Here is a 23383-nt window from a genome sequence, read left to right as displayed (position 1 = left end):
GCGCCCCGTTCGGGATCAGGAACCGATCTGCTTTTCCTTGATCTCCGCCAGCGTCTTGCAGTCGATGCACAGCGTGGCGGTGGGGCGGGCTTCCAGCCGGCGGATGCCGATCTCGACACCGCAGGAGTCGCACCAGCCGTACTCGTTGTCTTCGATCAGCTGCAGCGTCTCGTCGATCTTCTTGATCAGCTTGCGCTCGCGATCGCGAGCACGCAGTTCCAGGCTGAATTCTTCTTCCTGGCTGGCGCGGTCGGCCGGATCGGGGAAGTTGGCCGCTTCGTCCTGCATGTGATGCACGGTGCGATCGACTTCCTCCATCAACTCCTGCTTCCACTTGTTGAGGATGCCGGTGAAGTGAGCGCGCATCTTGTCGCTCATGTATTCCTCGCCCTTGGTTTCCTTGTAGGGCTCGAAGGCGCGAATCAGTTGCTTGCTCGACGGTGTTGCTTTGGTAATGGGCATGGATGAACGCCTCTCGCTATGTCCATTTGCGCAGGATGATATGTCCCTGCCGGCCCGTGCCGGCCCTGCGGCTGCAAGCGGGCGAACTTACCAGATCGGATCGGGGTGCGCTACTCCCGTACCCGCCGGTGGCTGCAGCGTTCCCGGGACCTTGGGTAGAATCCACGTTTCGTCCTCGACAGGTAGGTCAGATGACCGCTTCTTACAGTGCGCGCAGCCGCGCAATCGAACCCTTTCACGTCATGGCGCTGCTGGAGCGAGCCAATCAGCTGCAGGCTCTGGGCCATGACGTCATTCACCTGGAAATCGGTGAGCCGGACTTCACCACTGCCGCCCCTATCGTCGCCGCCGGTCAGGCGGCGCTGGCTGCCGGACACACGCGCTATACCGCGGCGCGCGGGTTGCCGGTCTTGCGTGAGGCGATAGCCGGTTTTTACGCCAGCCGCTACGGACTGTCTATTGACCCCGAGCGCATCCTGATTACTCCCGGCGGCTCCGGTGCGCTGCTGCTGGCTGCCAGCCTGCTGGTCGATCCCGGCAAGCACTGGCTGCTGGCCGACCCCGGCTATCCGTGCAACCGGCATTTCCTGCGGCTGGTCGAAGGCGCGGCGCAGCTGGTGCCGGTCGGTCCCGAGGTGCGTTACCAGCTGACGCCGGAGCTGGTTGAGCGCTACTGGGACAAGCAGAGCGTCGGCGCGCTGGTCGCCTCGCCGGCCAACCCGACCGGCACGCTGCTGGGCCGCGACGAGCTGGCCGCGCTGTCGGCCGCACTGAGGGCGCATGGCGGACATCTGGTAGTCGACGAGATCTACCATGGCCTGACCTATGGGGTGGATGCCGCCAGCGTGCTGGAGGTCGACGACGAGGCCTTCGTGCTCAACAGCTTCTCCAAGTATTTCGGCATGACCGGCTGGCGTCTCGGCTGGCTGGTGGCGCCACCGGGCGCGGTGGCGGAGCTGGAAAAGCTGGCGCAGAACCTCTACATCAGCGCGCCGAGTATGGCCCAGCATGCCGCGCTGGCCTGTTTCGAGCCGGCGACGCTGGAAATCCTCGAAGCGCGCCGGGCGGAATTCGCCCGCCGGCGCGACTTCCTCCTGCCGGCGCTGCGCGACCTTGGCTTCCGCATTGCCGTGGAACCGCAGGGCGCTTTCTATCTGTATGTCGATATCAGCGCGTTCGGCGGCGATGCCTATGCGTTCTGCCAGCACATGCTGGAGCGCGAGTTCGTCGCGATCACCCCGGGGCTGGATTTCGGTCGTCATCAGGCCGGCCATCATGTGCGCTTCGCCTATACCCAGGACCTGCCCCGGCTGGAACAGGCGGTGGCGCGAATCGCTCGCGGACTGCAGAGCTGGCAGGGCTGATGCGCTTTTCCAGCGAGCTGGAGACGGGCCGGCTGGTACGCCGCTACAAGCGTTTTCTCGCCGATATCGTCACTGATACCGGCGAGGAGCTGTGTATCCACTGCCCCAATACCGGCTCGATGCTCAACTGCATGGGCGAGGGCGCGCGGGTGTGGTTCCAGCGCAGTGGGGATCCCCGTCGCAAGCTGCCCGGCACATGGGAACTGGTGGAGACCCCACAGGGACGGTTGGCCTGCGTGAACACTGCGCGCGCCAACGCGCTGGTGGAGGAGGCGCTGCTGGGCGGGGTGATCAGCGAGCTGGCCGGCTTCAGCGGACTCAGGCGCGAGGTGGCCTACGGCGTGGAGGGCAGTCGCGTGGACTTTCGCCTCGACTACGCCGACGGGCCGGCGTATGTCGAGGTCAAGAGCGTCACCCTGGGGTTCGCCGACAGTGCGGTGGCGGCGTTCCCCGATGCCGTCACCTCACGCGGTACGCGGCATCTGCGCGAACTGACGGCACTGGCGCGCGCCGGTGTGCGTGCGGTGCAGCTGTACTGCGTGAACCTGTCCGATATCGAGGCGGTGCGGCCGGCTCGCGAGATCGATCCGCTGTACGCGGACGCTCTGCGCGCGGCGCAAGACGCCGGGGTGCAGGTGCTGGCCTACGCGGCGCGGCTGTCGCCCGAGGAGTTGCGGCTGGAGCGGCCGCTGCCGGTGTTGCTCGATGCTGGCGCGGTACTGGCATGAACGGCGGTTCGGCGCGCGTTCGTCGGCTGTTGGGCGAAAACTTGTAGCAGGATGCGTCAGCCACGGAACAAAGGTCGATTCGATTGGCCTCAACGTGGCCCGGCACAAGAGCCGGTGAATGCTCTGGTTCGGTGTGTTGAGCCAGGTTGGCGGCGAGCTCGTGCGCGTCCCTTCTTCTCTGATGGCGCGAACATGAGCGTCGCGTGGGCGATGCCCGCCCTTTTGAATTCGGTACGGATGACCTGCTCGTTGCGGCCGTCCCCATGAGGCGAAGAAACAATGCGAATCCTTGTATGCGGTGCTGGCGGTCAGGTTGGCCATGAAGTGGTCGATCGCGCCAGCGGCTTCGGTCTGGTGGCTCTGGGCCGTACGCGTCGCCAGCTGGATATCTCCTGTGCCGACCAGATTGCGCGCGAGATAGGGCTGCAACGGCCGGGGCTGATCATCAATACCGCTGCCTATACCCATGTCGACAACGCCGAGAGCCACGCCGAGCAGGCCTACGCGGTCAACCGGGACGGCTGTGCCAATCTGGCGGCGGCGGCGGCGCAGGCGGGCATCCCGCTGTTGCACCTGTCGACCGACTACGTGTTCGCCGGCGATGCGCACGTGCCTTATCGCGAAGCCGATCGCACCGCCCCCGGCGGTGTGTATGGCGCGAGCAAGCTGGCCGGCGAGCAGGCCATCGCCCAACGTCTGCCGGCGCATCTCATCCTGCGCACCAGCTGGGTCTACGGCGTGCACGGGAACAATTTCGTCAAGACCATGCTGCGTCTGGCGCGCCAGCGTGATGCCCTCGGAGTGGTCAGCGATCAGGTCGGCTGTCCGACACAGGCCGGTCGTATTGCCGATGTGCTGCTGGAGCTGGCCAGCCGTTACGCGCGTCAGGGAACGCTGGCGTGGGGGCTCTATCACTACAGCGGGCAGCCGCGCTGCTCCTGGTACGAATTTGCCGGCGAAATCTTCCGCCAGGCGCACGATCTCGGGCTGCTCGCGCGCGTGCCGCGGCTTTCGCCGATCTCCACGGCGCAATACCCGACGCCGGCACGGCGCCCGGCCTGGTCCGTGCTCGATTGCAGCCGCTTCGAGGCGACGTTCGGCCTGACCGCACACGACTGGCATGCCGACCTCGCCGAGGTGCTGGCCGAGCTGGCGCGGCAGGAGCGGCGCCCGGCAGCTGTCTGACAGAGGGCCGCGCTACCAGCGAGCGGAGTGCTGCGAACATGCCAGACACACGGGTGTCACAAAATTACAGACACCCGATAAGCGGAGGTACGGCATGTTGAAATTCATCGGTGGTACGGCGGGAATCATTTTCATCATCGGCCTGATCGTGGTGATCGGCCTGTTCAAGCTGGTGTTCTGACAGCGTCACGCCATCAGCCTCACTTTTCCGGGCGGCGCTCGTGGGGCGTCGCGATGATGTCCTCCAGACGCAGCCCGGTCAGGCCGTGGATGGTGCGCCACAGGTAGAAGAAGATCGCCATCATCATCACCATGCTAGGGATGGCGATCATCGGATAGCTCAGCAGCGTCATGCGCCCCAGTTCGGCATTGAAGGCCTCGCTCCCGGCCGGGCTGTTGACGATCCATTTGGCCAGCACGTAATTCATGAATGACGAGAAAAAGAAGGTGCCACTGAGCAGGTAGGTCGCCCGCAGCAGTCGTGCCTCGAAATGCGCGGTCTGGCCGTTGCGCTCCAGCTGCTCGTGGATTTTCTCGACATTGAGCACCTTGGGGTTGTAGAGCATCGTGCGGATCAGCGGGTAGGAGGTGCGGGTCGAGGCCAGTACGACGAGGCCGATGATGCCCGGCACCGCCGCTTCCTTGATCGCCAGCCATTGCGTGTCCAGCTGCAGCAGGCCGATGCCTCCGGTAAGCAGCACGCTGACCAAACCGAGCAGTGCGATCCAGTTGAACTTGCGATAGCGCGCCAGCTCCCACAGCCCCCAGCCGAGCGGAAAGGCCAGCGCCAGCAGCAGCGCGCCATCGGCGCCCAGGCGCTGCTCGCCGCTGAGCTTCATCAGGATCAGCGAGGGAATCACGATGCTGATTGCCAGGTCGACCAGCGGGCGCGGCTTGTGTTCGGCGTGGTGGGGGGTATCGGTCATGTCTTCGACGCGTCTTGCTGAAAGGGCCGCATGATCGCCCGAGGCGCGCGGCTTCGCCAGTGAATGTTGCGCCGGCGGCTAGGTGCTGCGGCGGCGGGCCGACCACTGGCCAGCCTCGAATCCCAGCACCACGAGGATCGCCAGCGCAAACGGCAGCAGCAGGTAGAAGCCGCGAAAGACGATCAGCGCGGCGAGTACGTCGGCGGTGGGCAGCTCGGGCAGCGCCGCGAGGAAGGTCACTTCGAGCACACCAAGCCCGCCGGGCGCGTGGGACAACAGGGCCAGCGAGAAGGACGCCAGGAACACGCCCAGAATCGTCAGATAGCCGGGATTGTTGGCCGCCGGCAGAGCGAAATAGATGATGGCCGCCGCGCACAGCAGTTCCATCGGCCCGGCCATCAGCTGCCGCGCCACTACCTTCAGCCGCGGGTATTCGATGTGCCATTTGCCCAGTCGCCACGGCGGCAGCTGGCGCCAAGAGCCGAACACGTAGAGGCCCACCAGGGCCAGCAGCAGGGCGCCGAGTCCGCGCGCGACCCACGGCGAAACCTCGACGATGCGGTCCAGCACGCCCGGCCGCACGAGCAGCACGCTGCCGCAGGCCAGCAGGGTGCCGAGCGCGAAGGTCAGCGAGCAGAAGACGATGAGAATACCGATCTCCTGTGGCGTCAGGCCCTTGCTGCGATACGCGCGGTAGCGCACCACCGCGCCGGAAAATACCGAGGCGCCGATGTTGTGAGCCAGCGCGTAGGTGGTGAAGGAACAGAGGGTGATGAACCACCAGGAAATGCGTTTGCCCAGATGCGCCATCGCGATGCGGTCGTACCAGGCCAGCGCCACATATGCGCCCAGGGTTGCGGCGCCGGCCAGCAGCCAGTGCATCTTGCCGATGGCCAGCAGGCTGTTGCCGAGCTCGTCCAAGGAAATGGTGCGGACTTCGTGATACAGCAGGTAGCCCGATAGCAGTACCGCCACGAGCCCGAACAGGGTCCAGGCGGCATCGCTTTTTTTCATCATCGCTCGGCTCCTTACTTCGCCGGTGCGGTCAGGACGGGTCGAGCCCAGGTGGTGAGTACCCCCGGCGGGGGGCGCAGAGCATTACATGTCTTCGCCGACTTTCACCAGTACTGCTTAATCGGCAGCGGGCAGACGCTTTTGTTCAGTGCCTCGTCCCGGATCGATGACGTACGGGCGCCGACAGGGGGTACAGCGATGAGCGAATGCTCCGGGCGGCGAGATTACTCGGCCAGCGAGCCCGCCGCCTTGATATGTATCCAGTGTTCGATCAACTCGCGCAGTTGCGACAGCTCCACCGGCTTGGCCATGTGTCCGTCCATGCCGGCCTCGCGGGCGCGCTCGCGGTGCTCGCTGAGGATATGCGCGGTGAGCGCGACCACTGGCGTGCGCGGGCGGTCGTGAGCAGCTTCCCACAGGCGCAACTGACGAGTGGCTTCGAAGCCGTCGAGCACCGGCATCTCGCAGTCCATCAGTACCAGGTCGTAGGGCTGGGACTGGATCGCGCGCAACGCCTCTTCGCCATTGCTGGCGGTGTCCGGCTGCAAATGCAGCTTGTTGAGCATGCCGCGGATCACCTTGGTGGAGATGCTGTTGTCCTCGGCGACGAGAATGCGGAAGTCATCCGGCACCTGCAGCGGTGCGATACCTGGCGGCGGGGTGACGACGGTATGTCGCTCGCGGCGCTGGTCGCGCTGGGCCAGTTCGTCGGCCAGGGTGGTCTTGAGCGTGTAGCCGGCCACCGGTTTGGCGAGGATGCGCTTGATTCCGGCATTGCGCGCGATGACCTTGCTCGGCGCGCTGCTCATGCCGGTCAGCATGATCAGCAGAATGTCATGGTTGAGGCTGAAGTCTTCCTTGATCCGGGTCGCGAGCTGCATCCCGGTCATGCCCGGCATGTCCTGGTCGAGCAGCACGACGTCGAAGTATTCCTTCAGGTGCGTCTTGGTGCGCAGCAGCGCGAGCGCCTCCTTGCCCGAGGCCACGGCGCTGACTTCCAGCCCCCAGCTGCTGCATTGCTGGACCAGCACCTTGCGGCAGGTATCGTTGTCGTCGACCACCAGCAGGCGCGTCCCCTGCAGCGCGCTGTCGAGGACCGAATCGGCCGGCGCGAGCCCTTCGTTGGCCAGCGGCAGGCTGATCCACAGGATGTTGCCGCGGTCGGTGCCGGTCTGTACGCCCAGCTCACCATCCATCAGCTGCACCAGCTGGCGCGCGATGATCAGGCCCAGGCGCCCGCCGTGACGCGTCGCTGCCAGAAAGTCCTGGCTGTCCAGCGCGGCGTTGAGCAGGGCATCGCGCTCGTAGGCTTCCAGCGGCCGGCCGCTGTCCTGCACGGTAATGCGCAGGCGTGGTCGCTCGGCGGTTTCCTCGATGGCGGCGATCAGCAGCACCTCGCCTTCGTCGGTCTGTTTGAAGGCGTTTTCCAGCAGGTTGAGCAGAGCCTGGCGCAGGCGCGTGGGGTCGCCGGCCAGCACCGGCGGCAGTTGTGGCTGGACCAGGCTGATCAGCTCGACCTTCTGCTGTTCGGCCTTCGCACGATAGATGTTCAGGCAGTCCTCAAGCAGCGCATGGAGATCGAACTGCACATCGTCCAGTTCGATCTGTCCCGATTCCAGCTTGGAAATGTCGAGTATTTCGTTGATCAGGTTAAGCAGCTCGTTGCCCGAGCTGTGAATCGTCTGCACGTAGTCGCGCTGCTTGGCCGACAGTGAGGTGCCCAGCAGCAGTTCGCTCATGCCGAGCACGCCATTCATCGGCGTGCGAATCTCGTGGCTGACCTTGGCGAGGAAGTCGGCCTTGGTCTTGAGCTCGGCGCTGATCACCGCCGCGGCGGTGTGTTCGGTACGGCTGTCGGCCTGCACCTGCCGCTGTCGTTCGAGCAGCGCGAAGCTGAGCATCAGGCCGCTGAGCGTGGTCAGGCTGAACAGCCCGCCGGTAAGCCAGCCCGGGTCGAGCTGATCGAAGCCCAGCAAGGCCGGAATGAAGAAGATGAAGCCGGCGTTGAACAGCAGCAGACCGCCAACCACCAGCCGGGCCGGCTGGTAACCCTGCCGCCAATGGTAGGTTGCCACCGCCAGGGTGCTGAGTGCCGCCAGCAGGACGCAGGCGTAGATGATGCCGCTGTGCCACAGCCACTGCGTCAGCGTCACGGCGCCAGCGAGGATGAGCACCAGGTTGATCTGCATGCCGAGCAGCCAGTTGATCCAGTTGCGCCGCTGGCGACCGAAGAAGCCCAGGGTGAACCCCAGCAGTGCCAGGCAAGCGATCAGCGCGCACACGTCGGCGATCAGCGGCTGGCTGTAGATCAGTTGCGGCAGCCACACCGCCAGCAGCCCCAGGTTGGCCACGGCGCAGCCGAGCAGGGCGGCGTGCAGCAGACTCAGCCAGATGTGGCTGTAACTGCGGGTGTAGGCGAAACGCAGCAGGTTGTACACCGTGAGCAGCGCCAGGGCGCCGAACAGTGCGCCGAACAGATAGGCCGGCTGCGCCTGCGCCACCAGACCGGCCTCGTCGAGAATCCTGAACCAGGACATGACCGGATGGCTGGACTGCAGGCGGATATACGCTTCGCGCGGGTGATCGTCATTGGGTAACGAGAAGACGTAGGCACGCTCGGGCAGCGGGCGCGAGGTCATCGGCCGCAATTCGCCGGTGGCCACGTGTTGCTCCAGCACGCCATCGCGCAGGAGGTAGTAGTCGAGATATTGCACCCGTGGCGCAAACAGCCACAGCCAGTGCGGCTGCGTGTAGGGAGACAGACTGACCTGCAGCCAGATGGCGTCGTCACTGGCCGGGCCAGCGTAGGCAAGTTTCTCCAGGCGTTGGAACAGTGGGCGCTGCGCGAGCACTTCGTTGAGCGTCAGGCGGCCCGACTGGTCAACCAGCAGGCGCCAGTTGGAGGGTTGCGCGGCAGAATCGACTGCCGTGGAAGGAGATGGGAGCGCGTGTGCCGAGAGCGGGGTCAGCGCAGTCAGGAGCAGGCTAAAGATGAATGCGAAGACGATCCGAAGCCGACCCACGGGTGAAGTCCCTTCATGTGTGTGACGGCGGATTATAGCCATGCCGCCGATCGGCTGTAATCGCACGGAGCGCCGAAATCCGGGCCCCGTGCGTGTTTTCCGGTAAGCGGTTGCTCAGCCTTCGCCCCGTTCACGCGCGATGGCGCGGTAGCCGATGTCATGCCGGTGGAACATGCCGTTCCAGCGGATCTTCTCCGCCAGGCGGTAGGCCTGCTGCTGGGCGTCGGATACCGTGCGGCCGATGGCCGTGGCGCACAGCACGCGACCACCGGCGGTGACCACCTGGCCCTGGGCGTTCAGCGCAGTGCCGGCGTGGAACACCTTGCCGTCCAGTTGTGCGGCATCGGCCAGACCTTCGATGACGTCGCCCTTGGCGTAGTCGCCCGGGTAGCCGCCAGCGGCCAGTACCACGCCCACCGTGGGACGCGGATCCCAGGTGGCTTCGACCTTGTTCAGCGCCTTGGCCAGTGCGGCCTCGACCAGCAGCACCAGCGAGGACTCCAGACGGACCATGATCGGCTGGGTTTCCGGGTCGCCGAAGCGGCAGTTGAATTCGATGACCTTGGGCGCACCCGATTTGTCGATCATCAGACCGGCGTAGAGGAAGCCGGTGTAGACGTTGCCTTCACTGGCCATGCCGCGCACGGTCGGGTAGATGACTTCGTCCATCACCCGCTGGTGCACTTCGGCGGTGACCACCGGGGCCGGCGAGTAGGCGCCCATGCCGCCGGTGTTGGGGCCGCTGTCGCCGTCGCCGACGCGCTTGTGGTCCTGGCTGGTGGCCATCGGCAGCACGTTTTCGCCGTCGACCATGACGATGAAGCTGGCCTCCTCGCCGTCGAGAAACTCCTCGATGACCACCCGCGAGCCGGCGTCACCGAAGGCATTGCCGGAGAGCATGTCGCGCACGGCGTCCTCGGCTTCTTCGAGGGTCATGGCGACGATCACGCCCTTGCCGGCGGCCAGGCCGTCGGCCTTGATGACGATCGGCGCGCCCTTTTTCCGCAGGTAGGCCAGCGCCGGTTCCACTTCGGTGAAGTTCTGGTAGTCGGCGGTGGGAATCTTGTGACGGGCGAGGAAGTCCTTGGTGAACGCCTTGGAGCCTTCCAGCTGCGCGGCGGCGGCGGTCGGGCCGAAGATGTCCAGGCCGCGCACGCGGAACAGGTCGACCACGCCCTTCACCAGCGGCGCTTCCGGGCCGACGATGGTCAGCTGCACATTCTTCGCGGCGAAGTCGGCCAGCGCCTCGATATCCAGCACGTCGATGGCGACGTTCTCGCACTTGGCTTCGGTGGCGGTGCCGGCGTTGCCGGGGGCGACGAAGACTTTCGCGACGCGTGTGTCCTGCGCGACCTTCCAGGCCAGGGCGTGTTCACGACCGCCGCTGCCGATGATCAAAACGTTCATTTCTCTCTCCCGTTGGGAGCGGGCCTGCGGCCCGCTTGGTGGATAAACAAAGCGTTATCCACCCTACGATGTCTGGCGTTCCGGGTAGGGTGGATGGCCCAAGCCATCCACCAGCGGATCAATGGCGGAAGTGGCGCATGCCAGTGAAGACCATCGCGATACCGGCTTCGTCGGCCGCGGCGATGACCTCTTCGTCACGCATCGAGCCGCCGGGCTGGATGACGGCGCTGATGCCGGCCTTGGCGGCGTTGTCGATGCCGTCGCGGAAGGGGAAGAACGCATCGGAGGCCATGACCGCACCCTGCACCTGCAGGCCGGCGTGCTCGGCCTTGATCGCGGCGATGCGCGCGGAGTTGACGCGGCTCATCTGACCGGCGCCGACGCCGACGGTCTGGCGGTTCTTGGCGTAAACGATGGCGTTGGACTTGACGAACTTGGCCACCTTCCAGGCGAACACCAAGTCGTGGATTTCCTGCTCCGTGGGCGCGCGTTTGGTGACGACTTTCAGGTCATCGGTGGTGATCATGCCGATGTCGCGGCTCTGGATCAGCAGGCCGCCATTGACGCGCTTGTAGTCCCATCCCGGGGTCCGCTCGGCTGGCCACTGGCCGCATTCGAGCAGGCGGATGTTGGCCTTGGCAGCGACTACGGCGCGCGCTTCGGCGGAGATGCGGGGGGCGATGATCACCTCGACAAACTGGCGTTCGACGATGGCGCGGGCGGTTTCGCCGTCCAGCTCGCGGTTGAAGGCGATGATGCCGCCGAACGCCGATTCGCTGTCGGTGGCATAGGCCAGATCGTAGGCCTTGCGGATGCCGCCCTCGTCTTCCGGTACCACGGCGACGCCGCACGGGTTGGCATGCTTGACGATCACGCAGGCCGGTTTGACGAAGCTCTTCACGCATTCCAGCGCGGCATCGGTGTCGGCCACGTTGTTGAACGACAGTTCCTTGCCCTGCAGCTGGGTGGCGGTGGCCACACAGGCTTCGTCCGGCTTCTCGACGTAGAAGGCGGCCTGCTGGTGCGGATTCTCGCCATAGCGCATGTCCTGCGCCTTGATGAACTGCATGCTGTAGGTGCGCGGGAACAGGCTGCGGCCCTCGGTGCTGAGGGTTTGCGCGTTCTGGTCGATGCCGCCGAGGTAGTTGGCGATCATGCCGTCATAGGCCGCGGTGTGCTCGAAGGCCTTGAGCGCCAGGTCGAAGCGCTGGGCGTAGGTCAGGCCGCCGTTCTTCAGGTTGTCGATCACCGCGGCGTAGTCGTCGGCGTTGACCACGATGGCAACGTCCTTATGGTTCTTCGCCGCGCTGCGGACCATCGTCGGGCCGCCGATGTCGATGTTCTCGATGGCATCCGGCAGGGTGCAGCCGGGCTTGGCCACGGTGGCGGCGAACGGGTAGAGATTGACTGCCACCAAGTCGATCGGCGCGATGCCGTGCTCGGCCATCACCGCGCCGTCGAGGTCGCGCCGGCCGAGGATGCCGCCGTGAATCTTCGGGTGCAGGGTCTTCACCCGACCGTCCATCATTTCCGGGAAGCCGGTGTAGTCTGCGACTTCCACGGCGTTGACGCCGTTTTCGCGCAGCAGCTTGAACGTGCCGCCGGTGGAGAGGATCTCGACACCGAGGGCGGCGAGTTCACGGGCGAAGTCGACGACGCCGGTCTTGTCGGACACGCTGATCAGCGCGCGGCGGACGGGAAGGCGGGTGGTCTGGTCGGTCATCTCGGATTCCATCAGGACAGAATTGAAAGAAAAAGGGCGCCGGCGCGGCGCCCTTCATCCAGCGAATCGGGTTACAGCAAGTCGTACTGCTTGAGTTTCTTGCGCAGGGTGCCGCGGTTCAGACCCAGCAGCTCGGAGGCCTTGGTCTGGTTGCCCTTGACGTAATTCATCACGGTTTCCAGCAGCGGCGCCTCGACTTCCGAGAGCACCAGATTGTAGACGTCCGTGACGTCGGCACCCTCGAGACGGGCAAAATAGTTGTGCAGCGCCTTCTCCACGCTGCCGCGAAGGGTATGTCCCGCTTCGCTCGGCGTGTTGAGGTGCTGCTTCAGGTTCACGTTGTCGCTCACGGATGCGGTTCCAGTTAGCAAGGTTTCGTTCAACAGCGTCATGCGGCCACCCCCTGTCCATCCCCCGAATCGGGCCTTGATCGTTGCTCGGCGAAGAACGCCCGAACGCTGGCAGCCTGTGCCGCCCTGTCTTCCAGGTGATTGAACCGGGCGCGGAATTCCCGGGCGCCCGGCAGTGTTTGCAGATACCAGCCGACGTGCTTGCGGGCGATGCGCGCACCCATGACATCGCCGTAGAAGGCGTGCAGAGCGTCCAGATGCTGCAGCACGGTGGCTTCGATGGCGTCGGGCGATGGTTGGGCCAGCAGGTCTCCGGTGTCGAGGAAATGCTCGATCTCGCGGAAGATCCACGGCCGGCCCTGCGCCGCCCGGCCGATCAGCAGGGCATCGGCGCCGGTCGCCTGCAGCACTTGGCGTGCCTTGTGTGGCGAGTCGATGTCGCCATTGGCGAAAACCGGAATGGTCACCTGCTGCTTGATCGTCGCGATGGTGTCGTATTCGGCCTCGCCGGTATAGAGATCGGCGCGCGTACGGCCATGCACGGCCAGCGCGGCGATTCCACTCTGCTCGGCGATCCGCGCGATCGTCGAACCGTTGCGGTTCTGGCGGTCCCAGCCGGTGCGGATCTTCAGGGTCACGGGCACGTCGACGGCGGCGACCACGGCGTCGAGGATCTGCCCGACCAGCCGCTCGTCGCGCATCAGCGCGGAGCCGGCGGCCTTGTTGCAAACCTTCTTGGCCGGGCAGCCCATGTTGATATCGATGATCTGTGCGCCCAGCTCGACGTTGCGCCGTGCTGCCTCGGCAAGCATCTGCGGATCACCGCCAGCGATCTGCACCGAGCGCGGCTCCGGCTCATCGGCATGCGGCATGCGCAGGCGCGACTTGCGGCTGTTCCACAGGCGCACGTCGCTGGTGAGCATTTCCGAGACCACCATGCCCGCGCCGAAGCGCCGGCAGAGCTGGCGGAACGGCTGATCGGTCACGCCGGCCATGGGCGCGAGAATCAGACGATTCGATAAGGTGTAGGGGCCGATGCGTACCGCTGACATGAAGATTCCCTGCCTGGAGCCTGCTTGTTAGGTCGATCGGGACTGCAAAAAAGGGTGGGCATAATACCCGCTCCGGATGACGGGTTAAAGGTGGTTTTGAACAAATTCTGAACAGTCTTCGGCTTATCGCCAATGGTTAGAAGCCGGCGCGGGACGCGGAATACGCTGCTCGCCGCGCTATTCCGGAGAGCGGAAGTTCAGACTGTAGTTCACCGCCTTCGAGCCCGGGTCGAGGATATCCAAGGCGATATGGATGGGGACCTGCGGGGGCATTTCCGTCTGTCCGGCGAGCTCGCCCGACAGGTATTCGCTGGGCTTGAAGCTGCGGCTTGCAATCAGTTTGCCGGTGAGATCGGCGAAGCGGATTTCCAGCAACGGAAACGGTTGGGCGAAGGGCGCACGGTTGTAGATGATGGCGTCCACCACCAGTGCGCCGCGAAAGTCCGGATGGCTGCGCACCACTAGGTTGCTACTGCGAATCTGGCTGACGTCAACCTTGCTCGGCAGGGTGCAACCCAGCGTCGGACAGAGACGCTCGAACCAGGGGCGATAGCGGTCCTGGCGCGCCAGTTCGTCGAAGTTGTACGCCACGTACTGGCCGGCGAGGCCGAGCAGGGCGAGAAGATTCAGCGTGCCCCACGCCAGCCCACGGCCCCAGCGTTTGCGCGGTGGCTGCCAGGCGAGTTGCAGCGGCTCGTCGTCGAGTTCGAACAGTGGTGTGTTCGCCAGCTCCGGCTCGTGGCGCTGATTGGCCGTGTGGTTGGCAGACGATACTTCCGGTGCTGGCGCGGCCGGGGCTTCGTCCGCGCCGCCGATATCGGGCTCCACACGTGCGGGCGTCTCGTCGGCGTGGATCGCCGTGATCCGCTCGCTGGCGGTTGCCGTCTGGCTGGGCGGCAAGGGCGCTGCCGAAGCGGGGCTCGGCGGGAAGGATGGCGTGGTTTCGGTCGGTGCGATCGATTCCGGCGCCTCGATGGGCGCGGGTGAGTCACTCTCAGGCGTGGCGCGCGGTGTATCCGCTACGGCCGGCTCATCCGGCTCGGCGCGCGGCGGAGCAACGACTGCCGGCGGCGTACCGGCGGGCTCGCTGAAGCGCTGGGCAAGCTCGCGCTCCTGCGCTTCCAGCTTGGCCAGTTCCTCGTCGAGGTTGAGGCTGTCGAGATCCAGATCGTCGTGGATCCAACGACTCTCGTCTGCGCTCTGCGCGGTAGACGGCGCAGGCGGCTGAGCCGCCGGGCCGGCGACGACAAGTGGTGGCGTCGGATGCTCGTCGGCCAGCAGCTGACGCGCGGCATTGAACACTTCAAGGCAGGCCCCGCAACGCACCGCGCCACGCGCCGCGCCGAGTTGGCTGTGACTGACACGAAAGCTGGTGCGGCAGTGGGGACATTGAGTGATGAAGCTGCTCATGCGGGGTTCCGGCAAAAATTGCTCGCAAGTCTAGTTCATGCCCGTCGCGTGGCGACAGCGGATGCGGTTCAGCGGCGGGTTCCGCTGATGCGCACCCAGCCGTCCTTGTCGGCGGTCGGGTCGAGATCGAAGGCGCCTTCGTAGGCGCGGCGAACCTGCTCGGCCTGTTCGGCAAGAATGCCGGACAGCGCCAGTCGGCCGCCGGGCTTGACCAGCGTGGTGATCTGCGTTGCCAGTTGCACCAGCGGACCGGCGAGGATGTTGGCGACCACCACGTCGACCGCCTGCGCTGGTAGGTGTTCGGGCAGGTAGACCGGGAAAGCTTCGGCCGGCAGGCCGTTGCGGCCGGCGTTGTCGCGCGAGGCTTCCAACGCCTGTGGATCGATGTCGGTGCCCAGCGCCGATTCGGCGCCGAGCAGCAGTGCGGCGATGCCGAGAATGCCCGAACCGCAGCCGAAGTCGAGTACGCGGCAGCCGGCCAGTTCCTGGCCGTCCAGCCACTCCAGGCACAGCGCAGTGGTCGGGTGGGTGCCGGTGCCGAAGGCCAGGCCGGGGTCGAGCAGCAGGTTGACTGCGTCCGGCTCCGGCGCGGTATGCCAGCTCGGCACGATCCACAGGCGGCGGCCGAAACGCATCGGCTGGAAGTTGTCCATCCAGCTGCGCTCCCAATCCTGATCTTCGATGCGTTCGATATGGTGCTCGGGCAGCTCGCCACCGCGCAGCAGGCGCAGGTGGGCGAGTACCGCGTCCGCATCGGTATCGGCCTCGAATAGCGCAAGCAGGTGGGTGTGACTCCACAACGGCGTGGTGCCCAGGTCCGGCTCGAAGATCGGCTGGTCCTCGCCATCCATGAACGTCACCGAGACGGCACCCAGCGCCAACAGCTGGTCCTCCAGCGCTGCGGCCTGATCGGGGGTTATGGCAAGGCGGATCTGCAACCAGGACATGGGGGCCTCTTGGGAAACGGGCGGGGCAAGGCGCGCAAGCTTACTGGAGGGCGTGGGTCGCGGCCAGTGCAGGGGATGGGAGAAGGTGGGGCGAAGGTTCTTTCCACCGCAGGTGCTTGGGGATAGGTGAAAAACCTCCGCGCGACCTTGTCATTCGGCGCCACAAACGACAGGGGCTGCCCGAAGGCAGCCCCTGTGTCAGCGCAGAGCCGTGGCTCAGTGCTTGTCCATACCCAATTTCTTTTCCAGGTAGTGGATGTTCACGCCGCCCTTACAGAAGCCTGCATCGCGCACCAGGTCGCGGTGCAGCGGGGCGTTGGTCTTGATGCCGTCGACGATCAGCTCGTCCAGGGCATTGCGCATGCGGCCCATCGCCTCGTCGCGGTTGGCGCCGAAGGTGATCAGCTTGCCGATCAGCGAATCGTAGTGCGGCGGTACCGCATAACCGTCGTAAAGGTGCGAATCGACGCGCACGCCATTGCCGCCCGGCGCGTGGAAGTGCTTCACCTTGCCCGGGCTGGGCATGAAGGTGCGCGGGTCTTCGGCGTTGATGCGGCATTCCACGGCGTGGCCGCGAATGACTACATCTTCCTGTTTGATCGACAGCTTCTGGCCGCCACCGATCAGCAGCATCTCCTTGACGATATCGACGCCGGTGACCATCTCGGTGACCGGGTGCTCGACCTGCACGCGGGTGTTCATCTCGATGAAGTAGAAGTTGCCGTCTTCATAGAGAAACTCGAACGTGCCGGCGCCGCGGTAGCCAATGTCGATGCAGGCCTGGACGCAGCGGGCCTGGACCTTGCGGCGGGCTTCTTCGTCGATCAGCGGAGCAGGGGCTTCCTCGATCACCTTCTGGTGGCGGCGCTGCAGCGAGCAGTCGCGGTCACCCAGGTGGATGGCATTGCCCTGGCCGTCGGCGAGCACCTGGATCTCCACGTGGCGCGGGTTGGTCAGGAATTTTTCGAGGTAGACCATCGAGTTGCCGAAGGCTGCACCGGCTTCGTTGCGGGTCAGCTTGGCCGAGGCGATCAGATCCTCTTCCTTGTGCACCACGCGCATGCCGCGACCACCGCCGCCGCCGGCGGCCTTGATGATCACCGGGTAGCCGACTTCACGGGCGATCTTCAGCGCCAGCTGTTCGTCTTCCGGCAGCGGGCCATCGGAGCCCGGCACGGTCGGTACACCGGCTTTCTTCATGGCGTGCTTGGCCGACACCTTGTCACCCATCAGACGGATGACGTCGGCGGTCGGGCCGATAAAGGTGAAGCCGGATTTCTCCACCTGCTCGGCGAAGTCGGCGTTCTCGGCCAGGAAGCCGTAGCCGGGATGGATGCCGTCCGCGCCGGTGACCTCTGCCGCGGCGATGATCGCCGGGATGCTCAGGTAGGACTGAGCGGAGGAGGCCGGGCCGATGCACACCGACTCATCGGCGAGCGACACGTGCATCAGATCGCGGTCGGCAGTCGAATGGACCGCTACGGTCTTGATGCCCAGTTCCTTGCAGGCACGCAGCACTCGCAGGGCGATTTCGCCGCGGTTGGCGATCAGTACTTTTTCCAACATCGCAGGCTCTCCGCGGTTCAAACGATGGTGAACAGCGGCTGGTCGTATTCGACCGGCTGACCATTCTCCACCAGGATGGATTCGATGGTGCCGCCGATTTCGGCCTCGATGTGGTTCATCATCTTCATGGCTTCGACGATGCAGAGGATGTCGCCTTTCTTGACGGTCTGGCCGGCTTCGACGAACGCCTTGGCCTCCGGCGAGGATGCACGGTAGAAGGTGCCGACCATCGGCGAGCGAACCACGTTCCCGTTCAGCTTCGGTGCTGCCGGAGCGGCGTCGGCAGCCGGCGCGGCGGCGACTGGAGCAGGGGCCGGAGCGGCAGGGGCATGCGCGTAGACCGGTTGCTGCATCGCGACTTGCTTGCTGTGGCGGCTGATACGTACGGACTCTTCACCCTCGTGAATCTCGAGCTCGTCGATACCGGACTCTTCCAGCAGTTCGATCAGTTTCTTGACTTTGCGAATATCCATGAAGCAGTGACTCCCAGGTAAGTTCAAAGGGCATTGCTGCGCGCGTCTTCGAGGTCCGGCATGAGCACAGGCCTGTCAGGAAGCGGCGAGTTGTTCCAGGGCGGCCTCCAATGCCAGTCGGTAGCCGCTGGCGCCAAGGCCGCAGATCACTCCTACCGCTACGTCGGAGAAATAGGAGTGATGGCGGAAAGGTTCACGCTTGTGCACGTTGGACAGGTGCACTTCGATGAATGGGATGCTCACGGCCAGCAGCGCGTCACGTAATGCGACGCTGGTGTGGGTGAAGGCAGCCGGATTGATCAGGATGAAGTCGACGTCTTCGTCGCGAGCGGCGTGAATGCGCTCGATCAACTCGTATTCGGCGTTCGATTGCAGATGCAGGAGGTGATGGCCGCCGTCGCGCGCGCGCTGTTCCAGATCCTGATTGATCTGCGCCAGCGTCACGGCGCCGTACACACCGGGTTCACGGGTGCCGAGCAGGTTGAGGTTGGGGCCGTGGAGCACGAGCAGCGTGGCCATTGGCGGTCCTTGTTGTTCTGGGCAAACGGCGGCGCGCGATGCGCCCACCGGAAAGGGGAAAAACTATGCCCGAAGCAAGGGCTGACTGTCCAGTCATGCAGCGATCGCCGGAAATGCCCGCATTATGACTGGAGATTGCTGCAACAGTCCCTAGAGCGAGCGCTCGGCGCGATCCAGCCGCTCGCCGAATTCCCGGGCGTCCAGTTCGCCGACGACGCGGACGTCCTTCAGTTCGTTGCCGGCGCGATCAAAGAACAGGATCGCCGGTGGACCGAACAGCTGGTAGCGGTCGAGCAGGGCGCGCTGCTCGGCGTTGCTGTCGGTGATGTCGAAACGGATCAGCCGATAACCAGCCAGCCGCGGCGCCACCTGTGGATGGGCAAAGACCTCGCGTTCGAAAACCTTGCAGCTGACGCACCAGTCGGCGTACCAGTCCAGCATCAGCGGCTGGCCAGCGGCGCGTGCGGCGGCCAGTTGTGCATCGAGTTCGGCCGTGGTGGCAAGGGTCAGCCAGCCATCGCCGGTCGCGCTGTCGGCCCGCACTGCGCTGGACTGGGGTAACGGCCGCAGCGGATCGGAGTTGCCCTGCAGCGCACCGACCCAGGCCGCCAGCGCGTAGACCAGCAGGACCAGTCCCAGCAGCTGCGCAAGCTTCTGCCGCGCGGTTTTCTGGGTGAACTCCAGGGTGCCGAGGAACAGCGCCGAACCGGCGGCGAGCAGACCCCACAATGCCAGCGCCAGCGGACCGGGCAACACGCGTTCGAGCATCCATACCGCGACTGCCAGCAGCAGGACGCCGAAGGTATTGCGCACACTGACCATCCACGGACCACTTCGGGGCAGCAGCGCGCCGCCGCCGGTGGCGAACAGCACCAGCGGTGCGCCCATGCCCAGGCCCAGGGCGAACAGCTTCAGGCCGCCGCCCAGGGCATCGCCGCTGGCGCTGATGTACAGCAGGGCACCGGCCAGCGGCGCGGAAACACAGGGCGATACCAGCAGGCTGGAAATCGCCCCGAGCAGCGCCGCGCCGGTGAACGAGCCGCCGCGGGCATTGCCGGCGACGCGATCGAGACGCGCCGACAGCGCCTGCGGCAGGCGCAGTTCGAACAGGCCGAACATGGCCAGCGCGAAGGCGACGAAGAACAGCGCGAAGGGCACCAGAATCCACGGCGACTGCAGGCGCGCCTGCAGATTCAGTTCGGCGCCGAATACGCCCATCAAAGCCCCGAGCAGAGCGAAGCCGCCCGCCATCGGCAGAACATAGGCCAGCGACAGCAGGAAGCTGCGCATGCCGCCCGTTTGGCCGCGCAGCACCACGCCGCTGAGGATGGGCAGCATCGGCAGCACACAGGGGGTGAACGTCAACCCCAGACCGGCGAGGAAGAACAGCCCGATCGCCCGCCAGGAAAGCTCGCCCTTTGCCTCTGGCGCATTCGGCGCGGCGGTAGATGCGGCGCCGATACCGCCGATGGTCAGATTCTCGGTTTCCGGCGGATAGCACAGTCCCTTGTCCGCGCAGCCCTGGTAGCTTACCTGCAGCGTGAAGGGGCGCTGCTCTGGATTGTCGACCGGCACCTCGATATCCAGTACGCCGTAGTAGACCTCCACCTCGCCGAAGTAGTCGTCGGTCTTCTGCTCACCGGCCGGCAGTTGCGCCTCGCCGATGGTGACGCCCGGTTCCTGGGTCTTGAATGCGAAGCGGTGGCGATAAAGGTAGTAACCCTCGGCGGCGACGAAACGCAGCTTCACCTGTGTTGGCGAGCTCTCTACCAGGCTTAGGCGAAAGGCCTCGCGCACCGGCAGGAAGTCCGCGCTGTTGTTGAGCGGGGCGCCGAGCGGGGCGCCGAGTGTGGGGCTTGGCTTGCTGTCGAACAGACCGGCGCTGGCGGGCAGCACGACGAGGAGCAGCAGCAGGGTCAGCAGACGACGCATGGCGATCTCACAGAAAACGTTGACGCATGATAACCAAGCTGGGCGTTCACGACTCGCGTTGTATTGTCTCGTCGTGCAACCAGATCACACCGTCACGTTCACTGCCGATCAGCGGCCGTAGCCCTAGGCCGGCGCAGGGGCCGGCGACACATTCGCCCGACTCGATCAGAAACAGCGCGCCGTGGGTCGCGCATTGCAGGAGGCTGCCGCTGCTGTCGAGGAACTGGTCAGGCAGCCACTCCAGGGCGATTCCGCGGTGCGGGCAGCGATTTTCGTACAGGTAGGGCACGCCATCACGACGCACGGCCACCACGCGGACCTGCGACAGGGCAAAACCGCGGCTCTGGCCTTCGACCAGTTCGTTCGACGCGCATAGACGGATCATCGGGGCTCCTCGCTCGGCCGGCGATTATTGCGCATTGGCGGGCGGCGGCACAGCGGGGCTGGCGGCGGCGGCAGCGCTCTCTATATGCTTGCCCGTTCATTCTCTGGCGGACCAACCGGATGGGGCCTGTCCTTCGCGCACGCACGCTGCTCCTGTCGCTCGGCCTGTTGCTGCCGCTGGTGCTGTGGCTGTCGCTGGCACTGGGGCCGGTATCGCTGCCGCTGGGCGACACGCTGCGCGTGATTCCCGGCCTGCTCGGCCTGGTGCCGGACGATCCGCAACTCGCTCAGGCCGCGTTGATCGTCGGCCAGCTCCGGCTGCCGCGTGCCTTGCTGGGGCTGGCGGTGGGCGCCGTGCTGGCGCTTTCCGGAGTGGCCATGCAGGGGCTGTTTCGCAATCCCCTGGCCGATCCGGGATTGATCGGCGTATCCAGCGGCGCGGCGCTGGGGGCGGCGTTCGCAATTGTCGGCGGCGCGTTGCTCGGCGGACTGCCGGTGGCGCTCGAGCCGTACCTGTTGTCGCTGTGCGCGTTCGGCGGAGGACTGGGCGTTACTGCGCTGGTCTATCGGCTGGCACACCGCAGCGGCCAGGCGGAGGTCTCGACCATGCTGCTCGCCGGCATCGCGTTGACTGCGCTGGCTGGCGCGCTGATCGGGCTGTTCACCTACCTGGCTGACGATGCCACGCTGCGCATGCTGACCTTCTGGAACCTCGGCAGCCTCGGCAGCGCTAGCTACGGCCGGCTGTGGCCGCTGCTGCTGGTCACCGGCATCGTCGCGCTATGGCTGCCAACCCGTGCCAACGCGCTGAATGCGCTGCTGCTGGGCGAGTCCGAGGCGCGACATCTGGGTTTCGAGGTCGAGCGGCTCAAGCGTGAGCTGGTGCTCTGTACCGCGCTGGGCGTCGGCGCCGCTGTGGCCGCCGCCGGGATGATAGGCTTCATCGGGCTGGTGGTGCCGCATCTGGTGCGCCTGCTGGCCGGTCCGGACCATCGAGTGGTGCTGCCGGCGTCTGCCCTGGCCGGCGCGAGTCTGCTGTTGCTGGCCGATCTCGTCGCACGGCTGGCATTGCAGCCGGCCGAGTTGCCGATCGGCATCGTCACGGCGCTGCTCGGCGCACCGTTCTTTCTTTATCTGCTGCTGCGAAGGCGTGCCTGATGCTGACTGCGACCAGAGTTGCGGTGCGGCGCGGCGCGCGGCTGGCCGTGCAGGATATCGATCTGCGGTTGCACGCCGGAGAGCTGTTCGGTGTGCTCGGCCCCAACGGCGCTGGCAAGAGCAGCCTGCTCGGGGCGCTGAGCGCTGAGCTGCCGACCGCTGCGGGGGTGGTGTCGCTGCATGGACGCGCCTTGGTCGACTGGCCGGCGCGCGAGCGGGCACGTCATCTCGCGGTGCTGCCACAGAGCTCGACGCTGAACTTCGCCTTCCGGGTGGACGAGGTGGTGGCGCTCGGGCGTTTGCCGCACGACAGCGGGCGCGAGGCGGATGCGCGCATCGTCACCGAAGCGCTGGAGGCGGCCGATGCCGCGCATTTGCGCGCGCGCAACTATCTGGAGTTGTCCGGCGGCGAGCGTCAGCGCGTGCATCTGGCACGGGTGCTGGCGCAGCTCTGGCCGGGAGGCGAGGGGCAGGTGCTACTGCTCGACGAGCCGACCTCCATGCTCGATCCGGCGCACCAGCACAGGGTCCTGCAGGTGTTGCGGGAGGTTGCGGGCCGCGGCGCGGCCGTGCTGGTGATCCTGCATGATCTGAACCTGGCCGCGCGCTATTGCGACCGACTGCTGCTGCTTGCCGAAGGCTGTAACCGCGCGAGCGGCACGCCGCGTGAGGTTCTGCGGGCCGACCTGCTGCGCAGCGTGTTCGACCTGGAGGTGCTGGTGCAGCGTCACCCCGAGCATGATCATCCACTCATCATTGCCCGTTGAGGAGGCAGCCTTGCGTATTTTCTTCTTGCCGTTGCTGCTGTTGTTGTCGGCTTGCCAGACGCTGCCGCCGCTGCCCGAATGGCAGAGTTCGGGGGGGCGCGATCACGTAGACCTTGGGGCGATCGTCGATCTGCGCAGTGGCGAGCGGCTGAGCGCCGCGCAGCTAGTTCGGCGGCTGGCGAAGGCGGATTACGTGCTCGTCGGCGAGCGTCACGACAATCCCGATCATCATGCGCTGCAGCTCTGGCTGCTGCAGGCGCTGGCCGAACAGCGCAGTCAGGGCAGCCTGCTACTGGAGATGCTGACGCCGGAGCAGCAGCCCGCGGTGGCTCGGGCGCAAACGCAGCTGCGTCGCGGCGAGCCGGTGGGGGATCTGCCGGTCAGCTTGGCCTGGTCGCCGGGGTGGCCGTGGACGCTCTATGGTCCGCTGGTCAGCCATGCGCTGGCGCAGCCTTTCCCGCTGATGCCGGCGAACCTGACGCGCGCCGAGATCGGCCAGATCTACCGTGAGGTGCCGCGCCTGCCCGATGGCGAGTCCACGCGTGCCGAGGTTGCTGACGCGTTGCGCGCGCAGATCATCGAGTCTCACTGCGGCATGCTGCCGGACAGCCAGGTGCCGGCCATGCTGGCGGTCCAGCAGCAGCGCGACCGGCGCATGGCCGCACGCCTGCTGGCGGCGCCGAAGCCGACGCTGTTGATCGCCGGGGGCTTTCACGTGCGCCGCGATCTCGGTGCGCCCTTGCACCTGCTTGATCTGGGCGCCGCGGGCAACGCTCAGGTGCTGATGCTCGCCGAGGTTGGGGAACGCGTTGCGGCGCAGCAGGCGGATTTCGTCTGGTACACGCCGGCACAGCCGGCCAAGGACTACTGCGAAGAGATGCGCAAGCGCTGAGTCACCGAGACATTTTTGCCGGACAAAAAAAGACCCGACAGAGTCGGGTCTAAAAACCGTGATTAGCCTGATGAGGAGATAACCTGAAAGTCCGACTGCCT

General features: G+C 65.7%; 22 protein-coding genes. 7 read left to right on the top strand and 15 right to left on the bottom strand.

Translation table 11 applies throughout. The features are described from left to right. Nucleotides 1–15: 15 nt before the first annotated feature. A complete protein-coding gene (gene dksA, locus NAV27_RS16700; protein ID WP_008568911.1) occupies nucleotides 16–462 on the bottom strand; it encodes an RNA polymerase-binding protein DksA in 447 nt (148 codons plus the stop codon). 191 nt (nucleotides 463–653) lie between these two features. Between dksA and NAV27_RS16695 the strand changes: the two genes are divergently transcribed. The 4 genes from NAV27_RS16695 to NAV27_RS19255 all read left to right on the top strand — a co-directional run bounded on the left by NAV27_RS16695 (nucleotide 654) and on the right by NAV27_RS19255 (nucleotide 3920). Continuing rightward, nucleotides 654–1826 (top strand): pyridoxal phosphate-dependent aminotransferase, encoded by a 1173-nt coding sequence (locus tag NAV27_RS16695; RefSeq protein WP_102829554.1) that lies wholly within the window; start codon nucleotides 654–656, stop codon nucleotides 1824–1826. Continuing rightward, the gene (sfsA, locus tag NAV27_RS16690; protein WP_102829555.1) at nucleotides 1826–2554 is read left to right on the top strand and encodes a DNA/RNA nuclease SfsA; all 729 of its coding nucleotides are present in this window, start codon (nucleotides 1826–1828) and stop codon (nucleotides 2552–2554) included. Before NAV27_RS16695 ends, sfsA begins: the two co-directional genes overlap by 1 nt. Nucleotides 2555–2833: 279 nt before the next feature. Continuing rightward, nucleotides 2834–3739, top strand: a complete 906-nt coding sequence (rfbD, locus tag NAV27_RS16685; protein WP_102829556.1) for a dTDP-4-dehydrorhamnose reductase — start codon at nucleotides 2834–2836, stop codon at nucleotides 3737–3739. Beyond that, the gene (locus tag NAV27_RS19255) at nucleotides 3675–3920 is read left to right on the top strand and encodes a small membrane protein YohP (protein WP_139346395.1); all 246 of its coding nucleotides are present in this window, start codon (nucleotides 3675–3677) and stop codon (nucleotides 3918–3920) included. Before rfbD ends, NAV27_RS19255 begins: the two co-directional genes overlap by 65 nt. A gap of 19 nt (nucleotides 3921–3939) precedes the next feature. Here NAV27_RS19255 and NAV27_RS16680 read toward each other — a convergent pair whose 3' ends face one another. The 14 genes from NAV27_RS16680 to NAV27_RS16615 form a co-directional block, all read right to left on the bottom strand. After that, on the bottom strand, nucleotides 3940–4665 hold the full coding sequence (locus NAV27_RS16680; RefSeq protein ID WP_102829557.1) for a VC0807 family protein: 726 nt from the start codon (nucleotides 4663–4665) through the stop codon (nucleotides 3940–3942). A gap of 78 nt (nucleotides 4666–4743) precedes the next feature. Beyond that, nucleotides 4744–5682 (bottom strand): lysylphosphatidylglycerol synthase transmembrane domain-containing protein, encoded by a 939-nt coding sequence (locus NAV27_RS16675; protein WP_102829558.1) that lies wholly within the window; start codon nucleotides 5680–5682, stop codon nucleotides 4744–4746. A 221-nt stretch (nucleotides 5683–5903) separates the two neighbouring features. Next, on the bottom strand, nucleotides 5904–8702 hold the full coding sequence (locus NAV27_RS16670; protein WP_102829559.1) for a hybrid sensor histidine kinase/response regulator: 2799 nt from the start codon (nucleotides 8700–8702) through the stop codon (nucleotides 5904–5906). A gap of 114 nt (nucleotides 8703–8816) precedes the next feature. Continuing rightward, nucleotides 8817–10109 (bottom strand): phosphoribosylamine--glycine ligase, encoded by a 1293-nt coding sequence (gene purD / locus NAV27_RS16665; RefSeq protein ID WP_102829560.1) that lies wholly within the window; start codon nucleotides 10107–10109, stop codon nucleotides 8817–8819. Between the two features lie 118 nt (nucleotides 10110–10227). Beyond that, nucleotides 10228–11832 carry a bifunctional phosphoribosylaminoimidazolecarboxamide formyltransferase/IMP cyclohydrolase gene (gene purH / locus NAV27_RS16660; RefSeq protein WP_043298130.1) on the bottom strand — a complete coding sequence of 535 codons (1605 nt, stop codon included), beginning with the start codon at nucleotides 11830–11832 and terminating at the stop codon, nucleotides 10228–10230. A gap of 71 nt (nucleotides 11833–11903) precedes the next feature. After that, nucleotides 11904–12224: a DNA-binding transcriptional regulator Fis gene (fis, locus tag NAV27_RS16655; RefSeq protein WP_043298129.1), complete on the bottom strand. Its 321-nt coding sequence runs from the start codon at nucleotides 12222–12224 to the stop codon at nucleotides 11904–11906. Then, on the bottom strand, nucleotides 12221–13234 hold the full coding sequence (gene dusB / locus NAV27_RS16650; protein ID WP_102829561.1) for a tRNA dihydrouridine synthase DusB: 1014 nt from the start codon (nucleotides 13232–13234) through the stop codon (nucleotides 12221–12223). The genes fis and dusB overlap by 4 nt, the downstream gene beginning before the upstream one ends. Nucleotides 13235–13411: 177 nt before the next feature. Continuing rightward, complete coding sequence (locus NAV27_RS16645) at nucleotides 13412–14644, bottom strand: DUF3426 domain-containing protein (RefSeq protein WP_102829562.1); 1233 nt, start codon at nucleotides 14642–14644, stop codon at nucleotides 13412–13414. A 68-nt stretch (nucleotides 14645–14712) separates the two neighbouring features. After that, a complete protein-coding gene (gene prmA / locus NAV27_RS16640; RefSeq protein WP_043298126.1) occupies nucleotides 14713–15591 on the bottom strand; it encodes a 50S ribosomal protein L11 methyltransferase in 879 nt (292 codons plus the stop codon). 216 nt (nucleotides 15592–15807) lie between these two features. After that, on the bottom strand, nucleotides 15808–17157 hold the full coding sequence (gene accC, locus NAV27_RS16635) for an acetyl-CoA carboxylase biotin carboxylase subunit (protein ID WP_043298125.1): 1350 nt from the start codon (nucleotides 17155–17157) through the stop codon (nucleotides 15808–15810). Nucleotides 17158–17174: 17 nt separating this feature from the next. Next, nucleotides 17175–17630 (bottom strand): acetyl-CoA carboxylase biotin carboxyl carrier protein, encoded by a 456-nt coding sequence (accB, locus tag NAV27_RS16630; RefSeq protein ID WP_102829563.1) that lies wholly within the window; start codon nucleotides 17628–17630, stop codon nucleotides 17175–17177. 75 nt (nucleotides 17631–17705) lie between these two features. Beyond that, the gene (gene aroQ, locus NAV27_RS16625; protein ID WP_043298123.1) at nucleotides 17706–18149 is read right to left on the bottom strand and encodes a type II 3-dehydroquinate dehydratase; all 444 of its coding nucleotides are present in this window, start codon (nucleotides 18147–18149) and stop codon (nucleotides 17706–17708) included. 150 nt (nucleotides 18150–18299) lie between these two features. Beyond that, a complete protein-coding gene (locus NAV27_RS16620; RefSeq protein WP_102829564.1) occupies nucleotides 18300–20081 on the bottom strand; it encodes a protein-disulfide reductase DsbD in 1782 nt (593 codons plus the stop codon). Between the two features lie 46 nt (nucleotides 20082–20127). After that, on the bottom strand, nucleotides 20128–20466 hold the full coding sequence (locus tag NAV27_RS16615; RefSeq protein WP_102829565.1) for a Rieske (2Fe-2S) protein: 339 nt from the start codon (nucleotides 20464–20466) through the stop codon (nucleotides 20128–20130). A 119-nt stretch (nucleotides 20467–20585) separates the two neighbouring features. On the opposite strand from NAV27_RS16615, the gene NAV27_RS16610 reads away from it, so the two are divergent. From NAV27_RS16610 to NAV27_RS16600, 3 genes are read left to right on the top strand one after another with little or no spacing between them, the layout of a single operon-like run. Further along, on the top strand, nucleotides 20586–21623 hold the full coding sequence (locus NAV27_RS16610) for a FecCD family ABC transporter permease (protein ID WP_102829566.1): 1038 nt from the start codon (nucleotides 20586–20588) through the stop codon (nucleotides 21621–21623). Beyond that, nucleotides 21623–22390, top strand: coding sequence for a heme ABC transporter ATP-binding protein (locus NAV27_RS16605; RefSeq protein WP_102829567.1), 768 nt, complete (start codon nucleotides 21623–21625; stop codon nucleotides 22388–22390). Before NAV27_RS16610 ends, NAV27_RS16605 begins: the two co-directional genes overlap by 1 nt. Nucleotides 22391–22400: 10 nt before the next feature. Next, complete coding sequence (locus tag NAV27_RS16600; protein ID WP_102829568.1) at nucleotides 22401–23282, top strand: ChaN family lipoprotein; 882 nt, start codon at nucleotides 22401–22403, stop codon at nucleotides 23280–23282. The last annotated feature ends 101 nt before the right edge of the window (nucleotides 23283–23383 follow it).

The sequence above is a fragment of the Stutzerimonas degradans genome (assembly GCF_024448505.1).
Lineage (GTDB): Bacteria > Pseudomonadota > Gammaproteobacteria > Pseudomonadales > Pseudomonadaceae > Stutzerimonas > Stutzerimonas degradans.
Note: the sequence above shows the minus strand (reverse complement) of the source record. Positions and strands in the feature narration are given on the sequence as shown.

Bases quoted from the DNA above. Each gene is read 5' to 3' on its own strand.
- NAV27_RS16605 (WP_102829567.1), top strand. From the start codon at position 21,623: ATGCTGACTGCGACCAGAGTTGCGGTGCGGCGCGGCGCGCGGCTGGCC.
- NAV27_RS16615 (WP_102829565.1), bottom strand. From the start codon at position 20,466: ATGATCCGTCTATGCGCGTCGAACGAACTGGTCGAAGGCCAGAGCCGC.
- accC (WP_043298125.1), bottom strand. From the start codon at position 17,157: ATGTTGGAAAAAGTACTGATCGCCAACCGCGGCGAAATCGCCCTGCGA.
- NAV27_RS19255 (WP_139346395.1), top strand. From the start codon at position 3,675: ATGCCGACCTCGCCGAGGTGCTGGCCGAGCTGGCGCGGCAGGAGCGGC.
- rfbD (WP_102829556.1), top strand. From the start codon at position 2,834: ATGCGAATCCTTGTATGCGGTGCTGGCGGTCAGGTTGGCCATGAAGTG.
- purH (WP_043298130.1), bottom strand. From the start codon at position 11,832: ATGACCGACCAGACCACCCGCCTTCCCGTCCGCCGCGCGCTGATCAGC.
- dusB (WP_102829561.1), bottom strand. From the start codon at position 13,234: ATGTCAGCGGTACGCATCGGCCCCTACACCTTATCGAATCGTCTGATT.
- fis (WP_043298129.1), bottom strand. From the start codon at position 12,224: ATGACGCTGTTGAACGAAACCTTGCTAACTGGAACCGCATCCGTGAGC.
- accB (WP_102829563.1), bottom strand. From the start codon at position 17,630: ATGGATATTCGCAAAGTCAAGAAACTGATCGAACTGCTGGAAGAGTCC.
- sfsA (WP_102829555.1), top strand. From the start codon at position 1,826: ATGCGCTTTTCCAGCGAGCTGGAGACGGGCCGGCTGGTACGCCGCTAC.
- prmA (WP_043298126.1), bottom strand. From the start codon at position 15,591: ATGTCCTGGTTGCAGATCCGCCTTGCCATAACCCCCGATCAGGCCGCA.
- NAV27_RS16645 (WP_102829562.1), bottom strand. From the start codon at position 14,644: ATGAGCAGCTTCATCACTCAATGTCCCCACTGCCGCACCAGCTTTCGT.
- NAV27_RS16695 (WP_102829554.1), top strand. From the start codon at position 654: ATGACCGCTTCTTACAGTGCGCGCAGCCGCGCAATCGAACCCTTTCAC.
- NAV27_RS16680 (WP_102829557.1), bottom strand. From the start codon at position 4,665: ATGACCGATACCCCCCACCACGCCGAACACAAGCCGCGCCCGCTGGTC.
- dksA (WP_008568911.1), bottom strand. From the start codon at position 462: ATGCCCATTACCAAAGCAACACCGTCGAGCAAGCAACTGATTCGCGCC.
- NAV27_RS16610 (WP_102829566.1), top strand. From the start codon at position 20,586: ATGGGGCCTGTCCTTCGCGCACGCACGCTGCTCCTGTCGCTCGGCCTG.
- NAV27_RS16675 (WP_102829558.1), bottom strand. From the start codon at position 5,682: ATGATGAAAAAAAGCGATGCCGCCTGGACCCTGTTCGGGCTCGTGGCG.
- NAV27_RS16620 (WP_102829564.1), bottom strand. From the start codon at position 20,081: ATGCGTCGTCTGCTGACCCTGCTGCTGCTCCTCGTCGTGCTGCCCGCC.
- aroQ (WP_043298123.1), bottom strand. From the start codon at position 18,149: ATGGCCACGCTGCTCGTGCTCCACGGCCCCAACCTCAACCTGCTCGGC.
- purD (WP_102829560.1), bottom strand. From the start codon at position 10,109: ATGAACGTTTTGATCATCGGCAGCGGCGGTCGTGAACACGCCCTGGCC.